Source organism: Thioclava sp. F42-5, assembly GCF_002213195.1.
Lineage (GTDB): Bacteria > Pseudomonadota > Alphaproteobacteria > Rhodobacterales > Rhodobacteraceae > Thioclava > Thioclava nitratireducens.
The window spans coordinates 1-17803 of record NZ_NBNZ01000002.1 but is presented as its reverse complement, the minus strand read 5'-3'; the positions used below and the strand labels follow the sequence as shown (position 1 = coordinate 17803).

The window sequence follows — 17803 nt, the reverse complement described above, 5'->3', positions numbered from 1 at the left end:
TCGGCTGTATGGACTTCGCCGGACGCCAGTGGTTGGATCGCGCCCGATACGAAGGAGGCACCGATGGCATTCGGCAAAAACATCCGCACATGGTTCGAAGGCGCATGGCACGAGGGCGATATCGCCGTGATGCACGCCGCCGATCACGGGCTTTGGCAGGGCAGCTCGGTCTTTGACGGGGCGCGACTTTTCGACGGGGTCGTGCCCGATCTAGACCTGCATTGCGCACGCACCAACCGCTCCGCCGAGGCGCTGATGATCACACCGACCATCGCACCCGAGGAGATGGTCGAAATCGCGCGCGAGGGGCTGCGGAAATATGACAAGGGTGCTGCTGTCTACGTGCGCCCTATGTACTGGGCGATCGCGGGCTCGGATCTGGGCGTCGCGCCGAAGCCCGGCGAAACCGGATTCGCGCTGTGCCTCGAAGAGGTGGCAATGCCCGACCCCGGCAAGTCGACGACGCTGACCACGACGCAGTTCCGCCGTCCCGTTCTTGCCGACAACGTCACCGACGCGAAGGCGGGCTGCCTCTATCCGAACAACGCCCGAATGCTGGTCGAGGCGCAGCGCAAGGGCTTCGGCAATGCGCTGGTGCAGGACGCCATGGGTAACGTCGCCGAAAGCGCGACCGCGAATGTCTGGATGGTAAAGGATGGCGAGTATTTCACGCCGATGCCGAACGGCACCTTCCTCGCAGGCCTCACGCGCAAGCGGATCATGGGCCTTCTGCGCGAGGGCGGCGAGACGGTGCATGAAGCGGTGCTGACCCTCGACGATTTCCGCAATGCCGACGAGGTCTTCCTGACCGGCAACTTCGCCAAGGTCACCCCGGTCGCGGGCTTCGACGATGTCAGCTACACGCCCGGCAAGGGCACACAGCGGGCGCGCGAAGCCTATATGGACTGGGCGCAAGGCTCGCCGCTTTGAGCCTCGACACCCCTGCGGTTGCCAAAGGCCCCTCGCCGGGCGATGATCCGCAGACACCCCGTCCCGGAGGAGCCATGCGCAAGTTTCTGGTTGTGCTCGACGATACCCGCGAATGCCTCAACGCGATGCGGTTCGCGGCGATGCGCGCGAACCATACCGGCGGCGGCGTGATCATCCTTTCGGTGATTCCACCCGACGAGTATCAGCATTGGATCGGCGTAGCCGAGATCATGCGCGACGAAGCCCGCGAGCGGATCGAGGCGCATTTCGAGGTTTTCGCGAAATGGATGCGCGACCGGCAGGGCGTAGAGCCGGAACTGGTGATCCGCGAAGGCGAGCCGGTGCCCGAGATCATCGCCGTGATGGACGAGCATCCCGAGATCGGCGTTCTGGTACTCGGCGCGGGCTCAGGCAAGGGCGGCGCGGGTCCGCTAGTGACGCAGATGGTCAAGCAGGCGGGGACGCTGCCCTGCCCGTTGACGATCGTGCCGGGCGAGATGTCGAAGGAAAAGCTCGAACAGATCACCTGACCGATGCCGATGCCCTGGACCTATCGCCATGCGCAGAAGGAGTTCGCCTCTTTCCTCGCAGATGCGCGCGATCGGATGGGCCTCGATTCCGACAACATGACCTACACGGCGATCGAGGGGGTTTTCGTGACCTTCCGCGCGCGGCTGCGCCCTGTCGAGGCCATCGCCTTCGCCGATTGCCTGCCTGCGGTGGTACGTGCGGTTTTCCTGTATCACTGGGATGTGATGGCAGCGCCGCGCCCGTTCGGCAGCCGGACCGAGATGACGCGCGAAGCGCAGGCGTTGCGCCCACATCACAACCTGACCCCCGATAACGCCATCGAGGCCACCGCCTTTGCGCTCTGGCGCCATGTCAATCATCGTGACTTCGGGGCCGCTCTCGCGCGGATCGGGCCGGAAGCGGAAGCATTCTGGCGCCCGGAGGTGGCCGATCCCGCCGAGATCGCGCCGCGCATCATCTAGCGCATAGCCGCGATTACTTGATTAATTCAGTCGGAAGGCGCATATCAGCGGCAAGCCAAGGAGGCACGCGATGTTTATTCAGACCGAGACGACCCCGAACCCCGCGACGCTGAAATTCCTGCCCGGCCAGACCGTGCTGGAGAGCGGCACCGCTGATTTCCCCTCCGCCGAGACGGCGGCCAAATCGCCGCTGGCCAAGCGCGTTTTCGCAGTACCCGGCGTGACCGGAGTGTTCTTCGGTTCGGATTTCGTGACCGTGACGAAGGATGACACGACCAGCTGGGATCATGCGAAACCGGCGATCCTCGGCGCGATCATGGAGCATTTCCAGTCCGGCGCCCCGGTGATTGAAGGCGAAGCTGCGCCCTCGGGCCATGCCGAGCATGACGGCGAGGACGGTGCGATCGTCTCGCAGATCAAGGAGTTGCTCGACACCCGCGTGCGCCCGGCCGTGGCGCAGGACGGTGGCGACATCACCTTCCACGGCTTCGAGCGTGGCGTGGTCTACCTGCACATGCAGGGCGCCTGCGCAGGCTGCCCGTCGTCGACGCTGACGCTCAAGATGGGGATCGAGAACCTGCTCAGACATTACATCCCCGAGGTTTCAGAGGTGCGTCCGGTCAATGCCTGATCTGACGTTAGGCTTCGACACATCGGCCGCGCATTGCGCGGCCGCTTTGCTGTCGGGTGAAGACTGCCTCGCTTCCCGCCACGAAGAGATGGGACGTGGTCAGGCGGAACGGCTTGTGCCGCTTCTGGAAGAACTCCTCGCCGAGGCGGACGTTTGCTGGCGCGACGTGACGCGAATCGGCGTCGGGATCGGACCGGGAAATTTCACCGGCGTCCGTATCGCCGTATCCGCCGCACGCGGGCTTTCACTGAGCCTGAGGGCCCCGGCTCTGGGCGTCTCGATCACCGAGGCCACACAATTCGGTAGTAAGGGCCCGGTGCTTGCGGCGGTCGCAGCCCCGCGCGAGCGTGTCTATCTCGAAGGATTTCGCATGGCCCGGCCCGTTTCGCTCGATCTGCACGATCTCGATGCGCTGCCCGAAGGGCTGACCGAACCCGCGCTGACGTGCATCGGCTCCGCAGCCGAAGCGGTCGCCCAACGGATCGGCGCCGCTGTCGCGCCTGCGGCTTTTTCGCCGGCCGAAGCGATCGCACGCATCGCGGCGAAGCGCGAAGTGGTTGCCGGCGAACGGCCCGCGCCGCTCTACCTGCGTGCCGCAGATGCCGCCCCGCCCTCCGATCCGCCGCCAAGGATCCTCGACTGATGCGCGCCGAAGCTCTTGCCGAACTGCACGCCGCCTGTTTCACCACGCCACGCCCTTGGAACGAAGCTGAGTTCCGGGATCTGATGCGCGGTCCCGGCACCTTTCTGCTAAACGAGAACCGAGGCTTCCTGCTGGGACGCGTCATCGCGGGCGAAGCCGAGCTTCTGACCCTCGCCGTCGACCCGAAAGCGCGACGCAACGGCACGGGACGCGCGTTGGTCGAGCGTTTCGCGCAAGAAGCCGCAGAGCTGGGGGCCGAGAGCGCCTTCCTAGAAGTCTCCGCCGAGAATGATGCTGCACGCGCGCTTTACGCAGCGACCGGCTGGAAGGAATCAGGCCGTCGCAAGGGCTATTACCGCGGTCCGGAGGGCGAACGCATCGACGCGCTGGTTCTTACGCTGCCACTCTCTAGAGCGGGAAGCTGACCGTTCAATCAAATTTGTCTCGCGACCTCGCGTCATCCGCAACTTGACGCTTGACCCCCTCGGCAAGCTCTGCCCAAATCGCTGTGTCCGCGCGCCGAACAGAGCGCGCCAACAGGCTTTTCCAACAGGGCCATAACGACTCGGGAGTAATCCATGACCTATTTCACCAAGTTCCTCGGCGCCGCGACCGCGCTCGCGCTGAGCGCCGGGGCCGCGCTGGCCGATCCCGCGATCATTTATGATCTGGGCGGCAAGTTCGACAAGAGCTTCAACGAAGCCGCCTTCAACGGCGCGAAGCGTTGGGCGGAAGAGACCGGCGGCTCCTACAAGGAACTGGAAATGCAGTCGGAAGCTCAGCGTGAGCAGGCCCTGCGCAAACTCGCCGAGTCGGGTGCCAATCCGATCGTGATGACCGGCTTCGCCTTCGGCGACACGCTCAACACCGTCGCCCCCGACTATCCCGACACGAAATTCGCGATCGTCGACATGGTCGTCGACCAGCCCAATGTCGAGTCGATCGTCTTCAAGGAAGAGCAAGGCTCGTATCTCGTCGGCCTGATGGCTGGCATGGCCTCGAAAACCGGTACCGTCGGTTTCGTCGGCGGCATGGACATCCCGCTGATCCGCAAGTTCGCCTGCGGCTACGTGCAGGGCGTGAAAGCGGCCAATCCGGACGCGAAAGTCATCCAGAACATGACCGGCACCACCCCGGCGGCTTGGAACGACCCCGTGAAGGGCGGCGAGATCGCCAAGGCCCAGATCAGCCAAGGCGCCGACGTGATCTACGCCGCTGCCGGCGGCACCGGCATCGGTGTTCTGCAAGCGGCTGCCGACGCCGACGTCCTGTCGATCGGCGTGGACAGCAACCAGAACTATCTGCACCCGGGCAAGGTTCTGACCTCGATGCTCAAGCGCGTCGACAACGCCGTCTATGACGCGTTCTCGGCCGGTCCCGATCTGAAGCCGGGCATTAAGGTGATGGGTCTCGCCGATAACGGCGTTGGCGTCGCAATGGACGACAACAACAAGTCGCTCGTCACCCCCGAGATGGAAAAAGCGGTGGAGCAGGCGAAAGCCGACATCGCTTCGGGCAAGATCGAAGTGCATGACTACATGTCGGATGACAGCTGCCCGGTCGAGTGATGAACGGAACAGAGTCGAACAACGCGGGGCGGCAGGCAACTGCCGCCCTTGCCACTGAAAACGCCAGCGATGCGGCCGAGGCGGCCCACGCTGCCGCAACGCCCACGGGCGCGCCCGCGATCGAGCTTAAAGGCATCTCGAAAGCCTTCGGCACGGTGCAGGCCAACAAGGACATTTCGATCCGGGTCATGCCCGGCACGATCCACGGCATCATCGGCGAGAACGGCGCGGGGAAATCCACGCTGATGTCGATCCTCTACGGCTTCTACAAGGCGGATGCGGGCGAGATCTGGATCAAGGGCAAGCACACTCATATCCCCGACAGCCAGGCTGCGATCAGCGCCGGCATCGGCATGGTCTTCCAGCATTTCAAGCTGGTGCAGAATTTCACCGTGCTCGAGAACATCATCCTTGGCGCCGAGGATGGCGCGCTTCTGCGCCCCTCGCTGTCGAAGGCGCGCAAGGAACTCAAGCGCCTCGCCGAGGAATACGAGCTCAACGTCGATCCCGACGAGAAGATCGAAGAGCTTTCCGTCGGCCACCAGCAGCGCGTGGAAATCCTCAAGGCGCTGTATCGTCAGGCGGATATCCTGATCCTCGACGAGCCGACCGGGGTGCTGACGCCCGCCGAGGCCGACCACCTGTTCCGCATTCTCGATTTCCTGCGCAAGGAAGGAAAGACGATCATTCTGATCACGCACAAGCTGCGCGAGATCATGGAGATCACCGACACTGTTTCTGTGATGCGCCGCGGCGAGATGACGGCGACCGTGAAGACCGCCGAGACCTCGCCCGAGCAACTCGCCGAGCTGATGGTGGGCCGCAAGGTTCTGCTGAACGTCGACAAGACGGCAGCCCAGCCCGGCAAGACCGTACTGGAGATCGAGAACCTCCGCGTGAAGGACGAAGACGGGATCGAACGCCTCAAGGGCATCAATCTCGAAATCCGCGCGGGCGAGATCCTCGGCATTGCGGGCGTGGCGGGCAATGGCCAGTCCGAACTGCTGGAAATCCTCGGCGGTTTCGCCAAGGGCACCGGCAACATCCGCATCAACGGCGAAGAGATCGACCTCACCGGCAAGCATAGCGACGGCCAGTCGCGGCGGCGTCGGGGCATCTCGCACGTTCCCGAAGATCGCCACAGTCTCGGGCTGATCCTCGATTTTGCCGCGTGGGAGAACATGATCTTCGGCTATCACTCGGATCCGGCCTATCAGAAGAACCGCTTCGTGATGGACAATACGGGGATCGTCGCCCACACCGCCGAGGCGATGGAGCGTTTCGACGTGCGCCCGCCGATCCCGACCCTTCCGGCAAAAAGCTTCTCGGGCGGCAACCAGCAGAAAATCGTGCTGGCGCGAGAGATCGAAAGAGATCCGGCCCTGCTGCTGGTGGGGCAACCGACCCGCGGCGTCGATATCGGCGCGATCGAATTCATCCACAAACGCATCATCGAACTGCGCGACCAAGGCGCTGCGATCCTGCTGGTCTCGGTCGAGCTTGACGAGATCCGGGCGCTCTCGGACCGGGTCGCGGTCATGTTCGACGGGCAGATCATGGGCATCGGCCCCGTCGAGACCGCCACGCAGACCGGCATGGGCTGCCTGATGGCGGGCATGGGCGGCGAGGACGTGCGCGGCATGGACGGCTGGACCATCGCCGCGCCCGAGGAGAGCCAATAATGGAAAAGACACCGAAATGGGTCGACGTGGCCCTGATCCCGCTCCTCAACCTGCTGATCGCCTTCGTGATCTCGGGGATCGTGGTGCTGCTGATCGGTGAAGACCCGATCAAGGCGATCAAGGTCATGGTCTCGGGCGCGCTCGGCTCGCCCTATGGCTGGGGCTACACGCTATATTACGCCACGAACTTCATCTTCACCGGCCTCGCCGTCGCGGTCGCCTATCACGCCAGCCAGTTCAATATCGGCGGCGAGGGGCAGGCGACGCTGGGCGGGCTTGGCGTTGCGCTGGTGCTGCTGGCCTTCCCGTGGCCACATTGGACCATCGCGCTGATCGCGGCGATGGCGGGCGGCGCGATCTTCGGTGCGGCCTGGGCGGCGATCCCGGCCTATCTGCAGGCCAGGCGCGGCAGCCATATCGTGATCACCACGATCATGTTCAACTTTATCGGCGCTGCGGTGCTGAACTACATGCTGGTCAACGTGCTGCGTCCGCGCGGCTCGATGGACCCGGCCACCGCGCGCTTCGGGCCCGCAACCCATCTGCCGACCTTCCATGATTTCCCGTTGGTCGGACAGTTCTTCTCGAAATCGGTCCCGGCGAACGTGTCGTTCTTCGTGGCGATCCTCGCCTGCTACCTCGTCTGGGTGCTGATCTGGCGCACGAAGCTGGGCTTCGAGATTCGCGCCTTCGGGCGGTCGGAAAGCGCGGCGCGCTATGCAGGCATTTCGCCGGTGAAGATCGTGATGGCCGCGATGCTGATCTCTGGCGCTCTCGCCGGGCTGATGGCGATCAACAACGTGATGGGCGAAGCGCATCGTCTCGTGCTGAATTCGGTCGAGGGCGCAGGCTTCATCGGGATCGCCGTCGCGCTGATGGGCCGCAACCACCCGTTCGGCGTGTTCCTTGCAGCACTTCTCTTCGGCTTTCTCTACCAAGGCGGCGGCGAGCTGGCGCTGGAAACCACGATCCCGCGCGAGCTGATTACCGTGATCCAGGCGCTGGTGATCCTGTTCACCGGGGCCTTCGACAACATGCTGCGCGCACCGATCGAGAGCTTCTTCGTCGCGCGCGCCAACGCCCGGAAGGAGGCCTGAGATGGATTTCGGAACGATCATCGAAATTCTCGATAGCGCCGTTCGTCTCGGCACGCCGCTGCTGCTGGCCTGCCTCGCAGGCCTGTTCTCGGAACGCGCAGGCATCTTCGACATCGGCCTCGAAGGCAAGATGTTGATGGCCGCCTTCTTCTCCGGCGCGGTCGCGGCGGTGACGGGCAATGCGTGGCTCGGTCTTCTGGCGGGTGTCGCGGGCTCGATGAGCCTCGCCTTCGTGCACGGCCTCGCCTCGATCACCTTCCGCGGCAATCAGCTGATCTCCGGCGTCGCAGTAAACTTCCTTGCCTCGGGCTTTACCGTTCTGATCGCACAAAGCTGGTTCCAGCAGGGCGGCCGCACGCCGCAGCTTTCGGGCAACGGGCGCTTCGATCCGATCACCCTGCCCGGTGCGGACGCGATAAAGGATGTTCCCTTCTTCGGGCCGATCTACTCGAACCTGATCTCGGGCCACTCGATCCTCGTCTATGTCGCCTTCGCGATGGTGCCGATCACCTGGTGGGTGCTGTTCCGCACCCGCTTCGGCCTGCGCCTGCGCGCGGTCGGCGAGAACCCGGAATCGGTCGACACCGCGGGCATCTCGGTCATCCGGATGCGCTACACCGCCGTCGCCATCACCGGCGTTCTGGCGGGCCTGGGTGGCGTCTATCTGGCAACCGGTCTGGCGGCTGGCTTCGTGAAGGAAATGACCGCCGGCCGCGGCTATATCGCTCTGGCCGCTCTGATTTTCGCGAAATGGCGGCCGGTTCCGGCGCTTGGCGCGACGATGCTCTTCGGCCTGCTGGAAGCGATCTCGAACCGCTATCCGAACATCGATCTGGGCGTAATCACGCTGCCGATCCAGTTCATGCAGGCGGTGCCCTACATCCTCACCGTGATCATCCTCGCCGGCTTCATCGGCAAGGCGATCCCGCCGCGTGCAGGGGGGCAGCCCTATGTCAAAGAGCGCTGAACTCGCGCAACTGATCCGCGAACGCGCGGGCGACGAGGCCCCGCGCCTCGGCCTGATCCTCGGCTCCGGCCTCGGCCATCTGGCCGAGGAGGTCGAGGGTGTCGCGATCCCCTATTCGGAGCTTCCGGGCTTTCCCCATGCGGGCGTCTCGGGCCACAATCCGAAGCTGGTGATCGGCACGCTCGAAGGCGTCCGCGTCGCGGTCTTCGGCGGTCGGGTTCACTATTATGAACACGGCAACCCCGCCGAGATGCGCCTCCCGCTGGAGATCCTCAATGAGCTCGGTTGCGAAAGCCTGCTGCTGACCAATGCGGCCGGAAGCCTGCGTGAGGACATCCAGCCCGGCGGGCTGATGATGCTGAACGATCATATCAACTTCTCGGGCAACAACCCCCTGATCGGCGAGCCTTCGGATGCGCGTTTCGTGCCGCTGACCGAGGCGCACGACCCGAACATCCGTGCCGGGCTCAAAGCCGCGGCCCGGGCCGAAGGGATCGAACTGCCCGAAGGCGTCTATTGCTGGTTCTCCGGCCCGACCTTCGAGACCCCCGCCGAAATCCGCGCCGCCAAGATCTTCGGCGCCGATGCGGTGGGCATGTCGACCGTGCCGGAAGTGATCCTTGCGCGTTTCCTCGGGCTGCGCGTCGCCGCCGTCTCCGTCATCACCAATATGGGGGCGGGCATGGCGCAGGAGAATATCAGCCACGAGCAGACCAAGGCGATCGCCCCCATGGGCGCAGCCAAGCTCGAGCAGGTTTTGCGACGATATCTGCAACAGTTGTAACCCTGCGGCACGGCGGGGTTTGACTTCGCCTGTCCTTCGGGGACACTAACGATGCAACCTCCTCAGCGGGTGCAGTCCATGCAGATCTACCTGCCCATCGCCGAAGTCTCGGTCAATATCTTCACCCTGCTGGGGCTCGGCGGCATCGTGGGGCTGCTCTCAGGCCTGTTCGGCGTGGGCGGCGGCTTCCTGATCACGCCGCTTCTGTTCTTCATCGGCATCCCGCCTTCCGTCGCGGTGGCGACCGGCGCCAACCAGGTCGTCGCCTCCTCGGTCTCGGGGGTTCTTGCGCAGCTCAAACGCAAGGCGGTCGACATCCCGATGGGGCTCGTGCTGCTGGTGGGCGGCCTTCTTGGCTCGGCAAGCGGTATCTACGTCTTCAACCTGCTCACCGCGCTCGGCCAGATCGACCTCGCGGTGCAGCTTTGCTACGTCGTCTTTCTCGGCCTGATCGGACTACTTATGCTGCAGGAGGGCATCCGCACTCTGCAAAAGCAGCGCAAGGGCGGTGGCGCGCGCAAGAAACGCGTGCAGCACACCTGGGTCCACAAGCTGCCCTTCAAGTTCAAGTTCCGGGCCTCGGGCCTGTATATCTCGGTGATCCCGCCGCTGCTGGTCGGCACCTTGGTCGGGATTCTCGCGGCGATCATGGGCGTCGGCGGCGGTTTCATCATGGTTCCGGCGATGATCTACCTGCTGAACATGCCGACCAAGGTCGTGATCGGCACCTCGCTGTTTCAGATTCTATTCGTCTCGGCCTTCACGACGCTGATGCACGCGATCACCAATCAGACGGTCGACGTGATGCTGGCGCTGCTGCTGATCGTCGGCGGCGTGATCGGCGCACAGATCGGCTCGCGTCTGGGCGCGCGGCTGAAGGCAGAACAGCTTCGTATTTTGCTGGCGCTTCTCGTGATCATCGTCGCAGGCAAGCTCGGCCTCGACCTCGTGCTGCATCCGGCCAATCTCTACTCCATAGCATCGGGGGGCGAATGATGATCCGTGCCGCTCTTCTCGTCCTCGGCCTTTGCGCAGCCGCCCTGCCCGCTTTGGCGCAGACCCGGCAAGTACTCCCCGCGCGCCCCGGGATGCCGATCACCAATCGCCCCGAGCCAGACGAGCAGATCGTCGCGGGACTGAGCCGTGACAATATCGGCATCACAACGTCCTTCGACGGGTCACAAATCCTGATCTACGGCGCCATCAAGCGCGAGGCCCCGCAGCCCGACGGGCAGAAACTCGCGGTGATCGTGACGCTGGAAGGTCCGCTCGGCCCGGTCACGATCCGCCGCAAATCGCGCGAATTCGGCATCTGGGTGAACACGGCCTCCGTCGGCGTGGCCGCCGCGCCCAGTTATTACGCCGTCGCCACCTCCGGTCCGATGGAGGACATCCTCTCGCGGCGCACCGATATCCAGCAGCGCATCTCGATCCCGCTCGCGATGCGGGCCTTCTCCGGGCCGATCACGGTCGAGGATTCGATCCCCTTCACCGAGGCGATGGTCGATATCCGCAAGCAGCAAGGCCTCTACAAGATGGAGTCGGGCGGCGTGCATATCGTCGACGACACACTGTTCCGCGCCGACTTCGCGCTGCCGGCGAACCTCATCGAGGGCGATTACAAGACCCGCATCTTCCTACTGCGCGGCGGCAAGCTGGTGGACAAATACCAATCGGCGATCGAAGTGCGCAAAGTCGGGCTTGAGCGGTGGCTCTACTCGCTCGCCCATGAGAACGCGCCGCTCTACGGGCTTTTGTCACTGGCGCTTGCGGTCTTCGCTGGCTGGGCCGCCGCTGCGATCTTCCGCTTCGTGCGTTAACCACGCCCGACGAAGGGCATTCCGCTCGCCATCACCGTCATGTTGAGCACATTCGCATCCAGCGGCAGCGACGCCATGTACAGCACCGAGCGCGCGACATTCGCCACATCCATCGTAGGCTCCGCCGTCTTCGCCGCCGCCGCATCCATATTCGCCAGAAGCCCGGTGCGCGCGTTGCCCACGTCGATCTGCCCGCAGGCGATGTCGAAGTCGCGCCCGTCCAGCGCGATCTGCTTGGTCATGCCGTTGATCGCGTGTTTCGTGGTCGTATAGGCGAGCGATTTCGCGCGCGGCACCTGCCCCGAGATCGAGCCGTTATTGATGATCCGTCCGCCGCGCGGGGCCTGCCTGCGCATCTGCGCGAAAGCGGCGCGGGCGCAAAGAAACATCCCCGTCAGGTTCACCGCGATACAGGCATCCCAATCCTCGAGCGTAACCTCGTCGGGCAAGGCCGCAGGCGGGAACATCCCGGCATTGTTGAACAGCACGTCGATCCGGCCGAACCTGGCGACCACCTCGGCAAAGGCACGCTCCACCGCTTGCGCATCGCTCACGTCGCAGGCCACCGCCAGCCCGTCGCCCTTCGCGGCGACCTCCGCCAGCTTGTCTTCCGAACGTGCCAGACAGGCGACCTGCCAGCCCTCGGCCAGCGCGGCCTCTGCCACCGCGCGCCCGATCCCGGCACTCGCCCCGGTCACCATCATAACGCCCATGTCACCCCTCCTTCGCCTTGGCTCAAATATCCCCGCCGGAGGCTCCTGCCCTATCCGTCCTGCGGTTCGGCTTTCAGTTCCAGCTTACCGCCGCCTTTCGGCAGGTCGTCAATTGTCAGCGGCGCCGAGGGCCGTGCCAGCCGCGCCCGCACCACCCAGAGCAGGCGATGCTGCGCCCGGGTGATCGCGACATAGGCCAGCCGCTTCCACAGCGGGATACCCGCCTCGATGCGCCCTGCCCTGTAAGCCGCGTAGATATCCGGCGCGAAAACCTGCACATCCTCCCATTGCGAGCCTTGCGCCTTGTGGATGGTCACTGCCGCCCCATGCAGGAAGGTGGCGCCCATCCGGGCCGCGAACGGAATGAACGGCTCTTCCTCGTCCGGCATCTCGATCTTCACGATCGAGGCCGCCGAAAGCCGCGGATCTTCCGCCCCCATCACGTGCAGCCGCGAAAAACCGGGCTTCTTGCCGGGGCCGAGATAGATCACCTGCGCACCCTTGATCAGGCCGCGCGCCTCCAGATCGATCCGCTTCTTGCGATGCTTCACCGGCAGTTCGATCCCGTCGCAGATCAAGGGCTCGCCCGGCAGCATCATGTCGGCGGGCGCGGAATGGGCCGCGCGGAAGGCATGGATCAACCGGATGCGCGTCGCGTTGCGCCAGACGAGCACCGGCGAGCGCGCCATCAGATCGCTCTCCACCCGCTCGGCCCAGACGACGCGGTCATCCTTCGCCGCCGCCTTCTCGATCTCGCGCTCGAACTGCTCGAAGGTCAGGCTGTCGTCGCCCAGCATATGCGCCAGATCGAGGATCGGGTTATCCTCGGCCTGCCGGTGGATGCGGTGCAGAATGTGTTTGCGCTCGTCGGGCAGCCGTTCGAACACCATCTCGCCCGACTGGTTCACCGGAGCGAGCTGCGCCGGGTCGCCAAACAGAACCAGCGTCGGGAAAATCTCGCGCAGATCGTCGAACTGCCGCTCGTCGAGCATCGAGGCTTCGTCGACAAAACCGATATCGAGCGGGTCTTCGCGACGTTTCCAGCCATTGATGAAATCCGAGCCGCGCAACCCCGCCGAAGCCAGCGCCGCCGGGATCGATTTGTGCAGATCGTAGAAGGCCTTCGCCCGGTCGAGCGTCTCTTCGGTGAGCCCCATCTCGATCAGCAATTCAGGCTTCGGACGCTCGCCCTGACCGGTGAGCCATTCCGCGATCCGTTCGTATTCCGGGTCGTAGACGGGGGTGTAGAGAATGCGGTGGATCGTCGTCGCGGGCACCCCGCGCGAGCGCAACACGCTCGCCGCCTTGTTCGTCGGCGCGAGGATCGCCAGCGTGCGCTTCTCCTTGCGCCGCTTGCCCTCGAAATCGCCCGAGACCAGATCGACCCCTGCCGCCTCCAGCGCCTTGTAGAGTTCCGCCAGAAGCAGCGTCTTGCCCGACCCCGCCTTGCCGATCACCGACAGCACGCGTTTGCTGCCGCTTTCAGGCGTCATCGCGCCTTCGAGAATATCGACCCCCGCCGCCTCGAGCGCGGAAGCAACGGCATCCCAAGCCTCGGCCTGGTCCTCGGAAAACTGGATCATCGGGGTCGTCATGGCGCGACCTTACCCGCGCACATTGGCGGGCGGAAGGGAGAAAGGGCGCGGTTTTCGCGGGGTCCGCCACCGGGAGCCTCCGGCGGGGATATTTGGGTCGAGAAGAAGACGCCTGCCCCTTCCCGATCCCAATTGGCTTGCGCGTTCAGGCCGCCTTCTCGGCCGGGGTCGCGAGCGTCACGATATCCATCATGATCCGGTTCAGCTCGAAATCTTTGGGCGTGTAGACGCGGGCGACGCCGAAGCTGAGTAGCTTCTTCGCGTCCTCATCCGGGATGATCCCGCCCACGACGACCGGGACATGGTCGAGGCCCGCCGCGCGCATCCGCTCCATCAGTTCCTCGATCAGCGGCATATGCGAGCCGGACAGGATCGACAGCCCCACCACATGCGCCTCGTCCTCGATGGCTTTCGCGACGATCTGTTCCGGCGTCAGGCGGATGCCGTCATAGGTGATGTCCATGCCGCAATCGCGGGCACGGAAGGCGATCTGCTCGGCGCCGTTCGAGTGGCCGTCGAGGCCCGGCTTGCCGACGAGGAATTTCAGGCGGCGGCCCAGCTGCGAGCTGACCGCGTCCACGGCTTCGCGGATATCGTCGAGCCCTTCGGTCTGGTTCGAGGGCGAACGCGAGACGCCCGTCGGACCGCGATACTCGCCGTGAACCGCACGCATCACGCCCGCCCATTCGCCGGTAGTCGCGCCCGCTTTCGCGGCAGCAATCGAGGCTTCCATGACGTTCTTGCCGGCTTTCGCGTCCGCCTTGAGCTGGGCCAGCGCAGCCTGCACCGCAGCCTCGTCGCGCTCGGCCCGCCATGCATTCAGCCGGTCGATCTGCTCCTGCTCCACCGCCGGGTCGACGACCATGATCCCGCCATCGCCTGCGGTCAGCGGAGAGGGCTCGCCCTGCTGCCAGCGGTTCACGCCGACGACGATGGTCTCCTCGGCCTCGATGCGGTTGATCCGGGCGGCGTTCGATTCCACCAGACGCGACTTCATGTAGTCGATCGCGGCGATCGCCCCGCCCATCCCGTCGAGCGTTTCGAGTTCGGCGCGGGCGCCATCTTTCAGTGCCTCGACCTTGGCGGTCACCGCCGGATTACCGTCGAAGAGGTCGCCATATTCCAGCAGGTCGGTCTCATAGGCCATGATCTGCTGCATCCTGAGCGACCATTGCTGATCCCACGGGCGCGGTAGACCCAGCGCCTCGTTCCACGCAGGCAACTGCACCGCGCGGGCGCGCGCGTTCTTCGACAGCGTCACGGCCAGCATCTCGATCAGGATACGGTAGACGTTGTTCTCCGGCTGCTGCTCCGTCAGGCCCAGGGAGTTCACCTGCACACCATAGCGGAAACGGCGGAATTTCTCATCCTCGACGCCGTAGCGGTCACGGCAGATTTCGTCCCAAAGCTCTGTGAATGCGCGCATTTTGCACATCTCGGTGACAAAGCGGATGCCCGCATTCACGAAGAAGGAGATGCGGCCGACCATCGCCGGGAAGGCCTCTTCCGGTACTTTGGTTTTCAGATCGTCGAGCACTGCAATCGCCGTCGCCAGCGCGAAGGCCAGTTCCTGCTGCGGCGTCGCCCCGGCTTCCTGCAGGTGATAGGAGCACACATTCATCGGGTTCCATTTCGGCAGGTGCTCGCGGGTATAGGCCGCGACATCGGTGATCATCGCGAGGCTCGGCTTCGGCGGGCAGATATAGGTGCCGCGCGACAGGTATTCTTTCACCAGATCGTTCTGCACCGTGCCCTGCAGCTTCGAGACATCCGCGCCCTGCTCCTCGGCCACAGCGATATAGAGCGACAAGAGCCACGGCGCGGTCGCGTTGATCGTCATCGAGGTGTTCATCTGCTCGAGAGGGATCTCATCGAACAGCGCGCGCATGTCGCCCAGATGGCAGACCGGCACACCGACCTTGCCCACCTCCCCGCGCGACAGGACATGGTCGCTGTCATAGCCGGTCTGGGTCGGCAGATCGAAAGCCACGGAGAGCCCCGTCTGTCCTTTGGCGAGGTTGTTGCGATAGAGCGCGTTCGAGGCGGCAGCCGTGGAATGGCCCGCATAGGTGCGAAACAGCCAGGGGCGGTCTTTGGCGGGCATCGTGTCGGTCATTGCGGCCTCCATCGGGGTGCGAATCTTGTCTGCGCAATATTGTTGCGCGTTGGGATGGTTTAAATTCAATTTTGTGATCCTGTCAATTCGCTGCGTCGCGGCGAGGCGGCGGCCCCAAGGGAACGCATCGTAGCAGGGCGGGGTTTTGACGGGGAGACCACCTTAGGAGAGCCCTTTGAAACTGCTGATCGTTCCCGCCCTCGCCCTTGCTGCCACTCTGCCCGCCTGCACCCGAGAGCAGGTCACCGACAACTCCAGGGATGCTGCCAAGCTCGGCGGTCGGGTGGTGGTCAACACCGCCGTTGGAGCAACAAACCTTGCCTATGAAGGGGGCAAGGCAGCCTATGGCGCAGTGAGGAACGCGCGCAACCAGGAAGGCGAAGCTTTCCCCGACGGGGCGCTTCTCTGCAGCGTCGGCGATGGCAGTTTCGTCAAAGCGAAAAGAGCCAAGGACGGGAGTTACAGCTGCCCCGAACTTTGATCTATGATCCGCGCCGCGCGAAACGGCAGGGACATATTATTTCAAAACTATACATTACAACTATTGCAAAGTTACTCGGCCATGCGTAACTCTCCTACTCAACCCGCCCCGATTCTGCGGCGCGGCGAGATTTTGACAGGAGAGAGCCATGGCCCTTGATCAGGAAACCGGGATCGCGCCCTACGACGCGCCGGAGAAGGACCTTTACGAGATCGGCGAGATGCCGCCCCTCGGCTACGTCCCCCCGAAAATGTACGCGTGGGCGATCCGCCGCGAACGCCATGGCGAGCCCGAGCAGTCGTTCCAGCAGGAAGTCGTCGACACCTGGGAGATCGACAGCCACGAAGTGCTGGTGCTCGTGATGGCCGCTGGCGTGAACTATAACGGCGTCTGGGCAGGCCTCGGCGTGCCGATCTCGCCCTTCGACGGGCACAAGCAGCCCTATCACATCGCGGGCTCGGACGCTTCGGGCATCGTCTGGAAGGTGGGCGACAAGGTCAAACGCTGGAAGGTCGGCGACGAGGTCGTGATTCACTGCAACCAGGACGACGGCGACGACGAGGAATGCAACGGTGGCGATCCGATGTTCTCGCCCAGCCAGCGGATCTGGGGCTACGAGACGCATGACGGCTCGTTCTCGCAATTCACCCGCGTGCAGGCGCAACAGCTGATGCCGCGCCCGAAACACCTGACCTGGGAAGAGGCCGCCTGCTACACGCTGACGCTGGCCACCGCCTACCGGATGCTGTTCGGTCACCACCCGCATGAGCTCAAGCCCGGCCAGAACGTGTTGGTCTGGGGTGCCTCTGGCGGTCTCGGCTCCTACGCGATCCAGCTCGCGAACACCGCGGGCGCAAATGCGATCGGCGTGATCTCGGACGAGAGCAAGCGCCAGTTCGTGATGGATCAGGGCGCCAAGGGCGTGATCAACCGCAAGGAGTTCAATTGCTGGGGGCAGCTGCCCACGGTCAACACGCCGGAATATAACGAATGGCTGAAAGAGGCTCGCAAGTTCGGCAAGGCGATCTGGGACATCACCGGCAAGGGCGTGAACGTGGACATGGTCTTCGAACACCCTGGCGAGGCGACCTTCCCGGTCTCGACGCTGGTGGTGAAGAAGGGCGGCATGGTCGTGATCTGCGCCGGCACCTCCGGCTTCAACTGCACCTTCGACGTGCGTTACATGTGGATGCACCAGAAGCGTCTGCAGGGCTCGCACTTCGCTAACCTCAAGCAGGCGGCCTCGGCCAACAAGCTGATGGTAGAGCGGCGTCTGGACCCCTGCATGTCCGAAGTCTTCCCGTGGGATCAGATCCCGCAGGCCCATACCAAGATGCTGCGCAACGAGCATAAGCCGGGCAATATGGCGGTGCTGGTTCAGGCTCCGAGAACCGGTTTGCGCACCTTCGAGGATGCGCTGGAAGCGGGCCGCCGCGACTGACGACCCATTTATGTTTCACGAGAAACCCGCGCTCGCGAGGGGCGCGGGTGTTCTGGTGTGGGGTCTTCCGGGTGCGTCAGAGCCTTGGGTGGGCGCTTCGTCCGGCCGGTGCCCGGGCGCTTTATCTTGCAAACCCGTCGGTCACTCGTGTCCGCTCTGTCCTCGCCAATGCGCCCTCCCGGGGAAGGGGCGGGCGAGGCCCGGGGTGGTCGCCCCAAGTCAAGGACGCAACCCCAAACGAAAACGCCCGGCCATTCCGACCGGGCGCCTCGGTCGTGCTCATCGCTCAGGCCGCCTCTGTCGCGCCGTCGGGCGTTTTGGCGCCGGTCATGAAGGCGACGGC

General features: G+C 64.3%; 18 protein-coding genes. 15 read left to right on the top strand and 3 right to left on the bottom strand.

Translation table 11 applies throughout. The features are described from left to right. Nucleotides 1-63: 63 nt before the first annotated feature. The 13 genes from B6V74_RS05300 (at nucleotide 64) to B6V74_RS05240 (ending at nucleotide 11114) form a co-directional block, all read left to right on the top strand. On the top strand, nucleotides 64-930 hold the full coding sequence (locus B6V74_RS05300; protein WP_088722215.1) for a branched-chain amino acid aminotransferase: 867 nt from the start codon (nucleotides 64-66) through the stop codon (nucleotides 928-930). A 74-nt stretch (nucleotides 931-1004) separates the two neighbouring features. Continuing rightward, a complete protein-coding gene (locus tag B6V74_RS05295) occupies nucleotides 1005-1460 on the top strand; it encodes a universal stress protein (RefSeq protein WP_075773793.1) in 456 nt (151 codons plus the stop codon). A gap of 3 nt (nucleotides 1461-1463) precedes the next feature. Beyond that, nucleotides 1464-1922 (top strand): DUF2267 domain-containing protein, encoded by a 459-nt coding sequence (locus B6V74_RS05290; RefSeq protein ID WP_088722214.1) that lies wholly within the window; start codon nucleotides 1464-1466, stop codon nucleotides 1920-1922. 70 nt (nucleotides 1923-1992) lie between these two features. Next, nucleotides 1993-2553, top strand: a complete 561-nt coding sequence (locus B6V74_RS05285; protein ID WP_088722213.1) for a NifU family protein — start codon at nucleotides 1993-1995, stop codon at nucleotides 2551-2553. Next, complete coding sequence (tsaB, locus tag B6V74_RS05280) at nucleotides 2546-3196, top strand: tRNA (adenosine(37)-N6)-threonylcarbamoyltransferase complex dimerization subunit type 1 TsaB (protein WP_088722212.1); 651 nt, start codon at nucleotides 2546-2548, stop codon at nucleotides 3194-3196. The genes B6V74_RS05285 and tsaB overlap by 8 nt, the downstream gene beginning before the upstream one ends. Beyond that, complete coding sequence (rimI, locus tag B6V74_RS05275; RefSeq protein WP_088719439.1) at nucleotides 3196-3621, top strand: ribosomal protein S18-alanine N-acetyltransferase; 426 nt, start codon at nucleotides 3196-3198, stop codon at nucleotides 3619-3621. Before tsaB ends, rimI begins: the two co-directional genes overlap by 1 nt. A 153-nt stretch (nucleotides 3622-3774) precedes the next feature. Continuing rightward, nucleotides 3775-4764 carry a BMP family ABC transporter substrate-binding protein gene (locus B6V74_RS05270; protein ID WP_075773788.1) on the top strand — a complete coding sequence of 330 codons (990 nt, stop codon included), beginning with the start codon at nucleotides 3775-3777 and terminating at the stop codon, nucleotides 4762-4764. Then, complete coding sequence (locus tag B6V74_RS05265) at nucleotides 4764-6446, top strand: ABC transporter ATP-binding protein (protein ID WP_077701331.1); 1683 nt, start codon at nucleotides 4764-4766, stop codon at nucleotides 6444-6446. The genes B6V74_RS05270 and B6V74_RS05265 overlap by 1 nt, the downstream gene beginning before the upstream one ends. Beyond that, the gene (locus tag B6V74_RS05260) at nucleotides 6446-7543 is read left to right on the top strand and encodes an ABC transporter permease (protein ID WP_088722211.1); all 1098 of its coding nucleotides are present in this window, start codon (nucleotides 6446-6448) and stop codon (nucleotides 7541-7543) included. Before B6V74_RS05265 ends, B6V74_RS05260 begins: the two co-directional genes overlap by 1 nt. Before the next feature lies 1 nt (nucleotide 7544). After that, nucleotides 7545-8510 (top strand): ABC transporter permease, encoded by a 966-nt coding sequence (locus B6V74_RS05255; RefSeq protein WP_075773786.1) that lies wholly within the window; start codon nucleotides 7545-7547, stop codon nucleotides 8508-8510. Beyond that, entirely contained in the window at nucleotides 8494-9294 is an 801-nt protein-coding gene (locus tag B6V74_RS05250) for a purine-nucleoside phosphorylase (RefSeq protein ID WP_088722210.1), read from the top strand. The genes B6V74_RS05255 and B6V74_RS05250 overlap by 17 nt, the downstream gene beginning before the upstream one ends. Before the next feature lie 78 nt (nucleotides 9295-9372). Beyond that, the gene (locus tag B6V74_RS05245) at nucleotides 9373-10290 is read left to right on the top strand and encodes a sulfite exporter TauE/SafE family protein (protein WP_075773784.1); all 918 of its coding nucleotides are present in this window, start codon (nucleotides 9373-9375) and stop codon (nucleotides 10288-10290) included. Further along, entirely contained in the window at nucleotides 10290-11114 is an 825-nt protein-coding gene (locus B6V74_RS05240; protein WP_166504624.1) for a TIGR02186 family protein, read from the top strand. Before B6V74_RS05245 ends, B6V74_RS05240 begins: the two co-directional genes overlap by 1 nt. On the opposite strand, the gene B6V74_RS05235 is transcribed toward B6V74_RS05240, so the two are convergent. The 3 genes from B6V74_RS05235 to B6V74_RS05225 all read right to left on the bottom strand — a co-directional run bounded on the left by B6V74_RS05235 (nucleotide 11111) and on the right by B6V74_RS05225 (nucleotide 15550). Beyond that, complete coding sequence (locus B6V74_RS05235; protein WP_088722209.1) at nucleotides 11111-11827, bottom strand: SDR family oxidoreductase; 717 nt, start codon at nucleotides 11825-11827, stop codon at nucleotides 11111-11113. The genes B6V74_RS05240 and B6V74_RS05235 overlap by 4 nt on opposite strands. Nucleotides 11828-11877: 50 nt before the next feature. Next, nucleotides 11878-13422, bottom strand: a complete 1545-nt coding sequence (locus B6V74_RS05230) for an AAA family ATPase (protein WP_075773782.1) — start codon at nucleotides 13420-13422, stop codon at nucleotides 11878-11880. Nucleotides 13423-13567: 145 nt separating this feature from the next. Beyond that, entirely contained in the window at nucleotides 13568-15550 is a 1983-nt protein-coding gene (locus B6V74_RS05225) for a protein meaA (protein ID WP_276206141.1), read from the bottom strand. A gap of 163 nt (nucleotides 15551-15713) precedes the next feature. Here B6V74_RS05225 and B6V74_RS05220 point away from each other — a divergent pair, with 163 nt between their 5' ends. Both B6V74_RS05220 and ccrA read left to right on the top strand, forming a co-directional pair. Beyond that, nucleotides 15714-16019 carry a hypothetical protein gene (locus tag B6V74_RS05220; RefSeq protein ID WP_088722208.1) on the top strand — a complete coding sequence of 102 codons (306 nt, stop codon included), beginning with the start codon at nucleotides 15714-15716 and terminating at the stop codon, nucleotides 16017-16019. 148 nt (nucleotides 16020-16167) lie between these two features. After that, nucleotides 16168-17460, top strand: coding sequence for a crotonyl-CoA carboxylase/reductase (gene ccrA, locus B6V74_RS05215; protein ID WP_075773779.1), 1293 nt, complete (start codon nucleotides 16168-16170; stop codon nucleotides 17458-17460). Nucleotides 17461-17803: the final 343 nt, after the last annotated feature.

Excerpts from the sequence above, each read along its gene's own strand:
- B6V74_RS05300 (WP_088722215.1), top strand. The coding sequence starts at position 64 with ATGGCATTCGGCAAAAACATCCGCACATGGTTCGAAGGCGCATGGCAC.
- B6V74_RS05295 (WP_075773793.1), top strand. The coding sequence starts at position 1,005 with ATGCGCAAGTTTCTGGTTGTGCTCGACGATACCCGCGAATGCCTCAAC.
- B6V74_RS05290 (WP_088722214.1), top strand. The coding sequence starts at position 1,464 with ATGCCGATGCCCTGGACCTATCGCCATGCGCAGAAGGAGTTCGCCTCT.
- B6V74_RS05285 (WP_088722213.1), top strand. The coding sequence starts at position 1,993 with ATGTTTATTCAGACCGAGACGACCCCGAACCCCGCGACGCTGAAATTC.
- tsaB (WP_088722212.1), top strand. The coding sequence starts at position 2,546 with ATGCCTGATCTGACGTTAGGCTTCGACACATCGGCCGCGCATTGCGCG.
- rimI (WP_088719439.1), top strand. The coding sequence starts at position 3,196 with ATGCGCGCCGAAGCTCTTGCCGAACTGCACGCCGCCTGTTTCACCACG.
- B6V74_RS05270 (WP_075773788.1), top strand. The coding sequence starts at position 3,775 with ATGACCTATTTCACCAAGTTCCTCGGCGCCGCGACCGCGCTCGCGCTG.
- B6V74_RS05265 (WP_077701331.1), top strand. The coding sequence starts at position 4,764 with ATGAACGGAACAGAGTCGAACAACGCGGGGCGGCAGGCAACTGCCGCC.
- B6V74_RS05260 (WP_088722211.1), top strand. The coding sequence starts at position 6,446 with ATGGAAAAGACACCGAAATGGGTCGACGTGGCCCTGATCCCGCTCCTC.
- B6V74_RS05255 (WP_075773786.1), top strand. The coding sequence starts at position 7,545 with ATGGATTTCGGAACGATCATCGAAATTCTCGATAGCGCCGTTCGTCTC.
- B6V74_RS05250 (WP_088722210.1), top strand. The coding sequence starts at position 8,494 with ATGTCAAAGAGCGCTGAACTCGCGCAACTGATCCGCGAACGCGCGGGC.
- B6V74_RS05245 (WP_075773784.1), top strand. The coding sequence starts at position 9,373 with ATGCAGATCTACCTGCCCATCGCCGAAGTCTCGGTCAATATCTTCACC.
- B6V74_RS05240 (WP_166504624.1), top strand. The coding sequence starts at position 10,290 with ATGATCCGTGCCGCTCTTCTCGTCCTCGGCCTTTGCGCAGCCGCCCTG.
- B6V74_RS05235 (WP_088722209.1), bottom strand. The coding sequence starts at position 11,827 with ATGGGCGTTATGATGGTGACCGGGGCGAGTGCCGGGATCGGGCGCGCG.
- B6V74_RS05230 (WP_075773782.1), bottom strand. The coding sequence starts at position 13,422 with ATGACGACCCCGATGATCCAGTTTTCCGAGGACCAGGCCGAGGCTTGG.
- B6V74_RS05225 (WP_276206141.1), bottom strand. The coding sequence starts at position 15,550 with ATGGAGGCCGCAATGACCGACACGATGCCCGCCAAAGACCGCCCCTGG.
- ccrA (WP_075773779.1), top strand. The coding sequence starts at position 16,168 with ATGGCCCTTGATCAGGAAACCGGGATCGCGCCCTACGACGCGCCGGAG.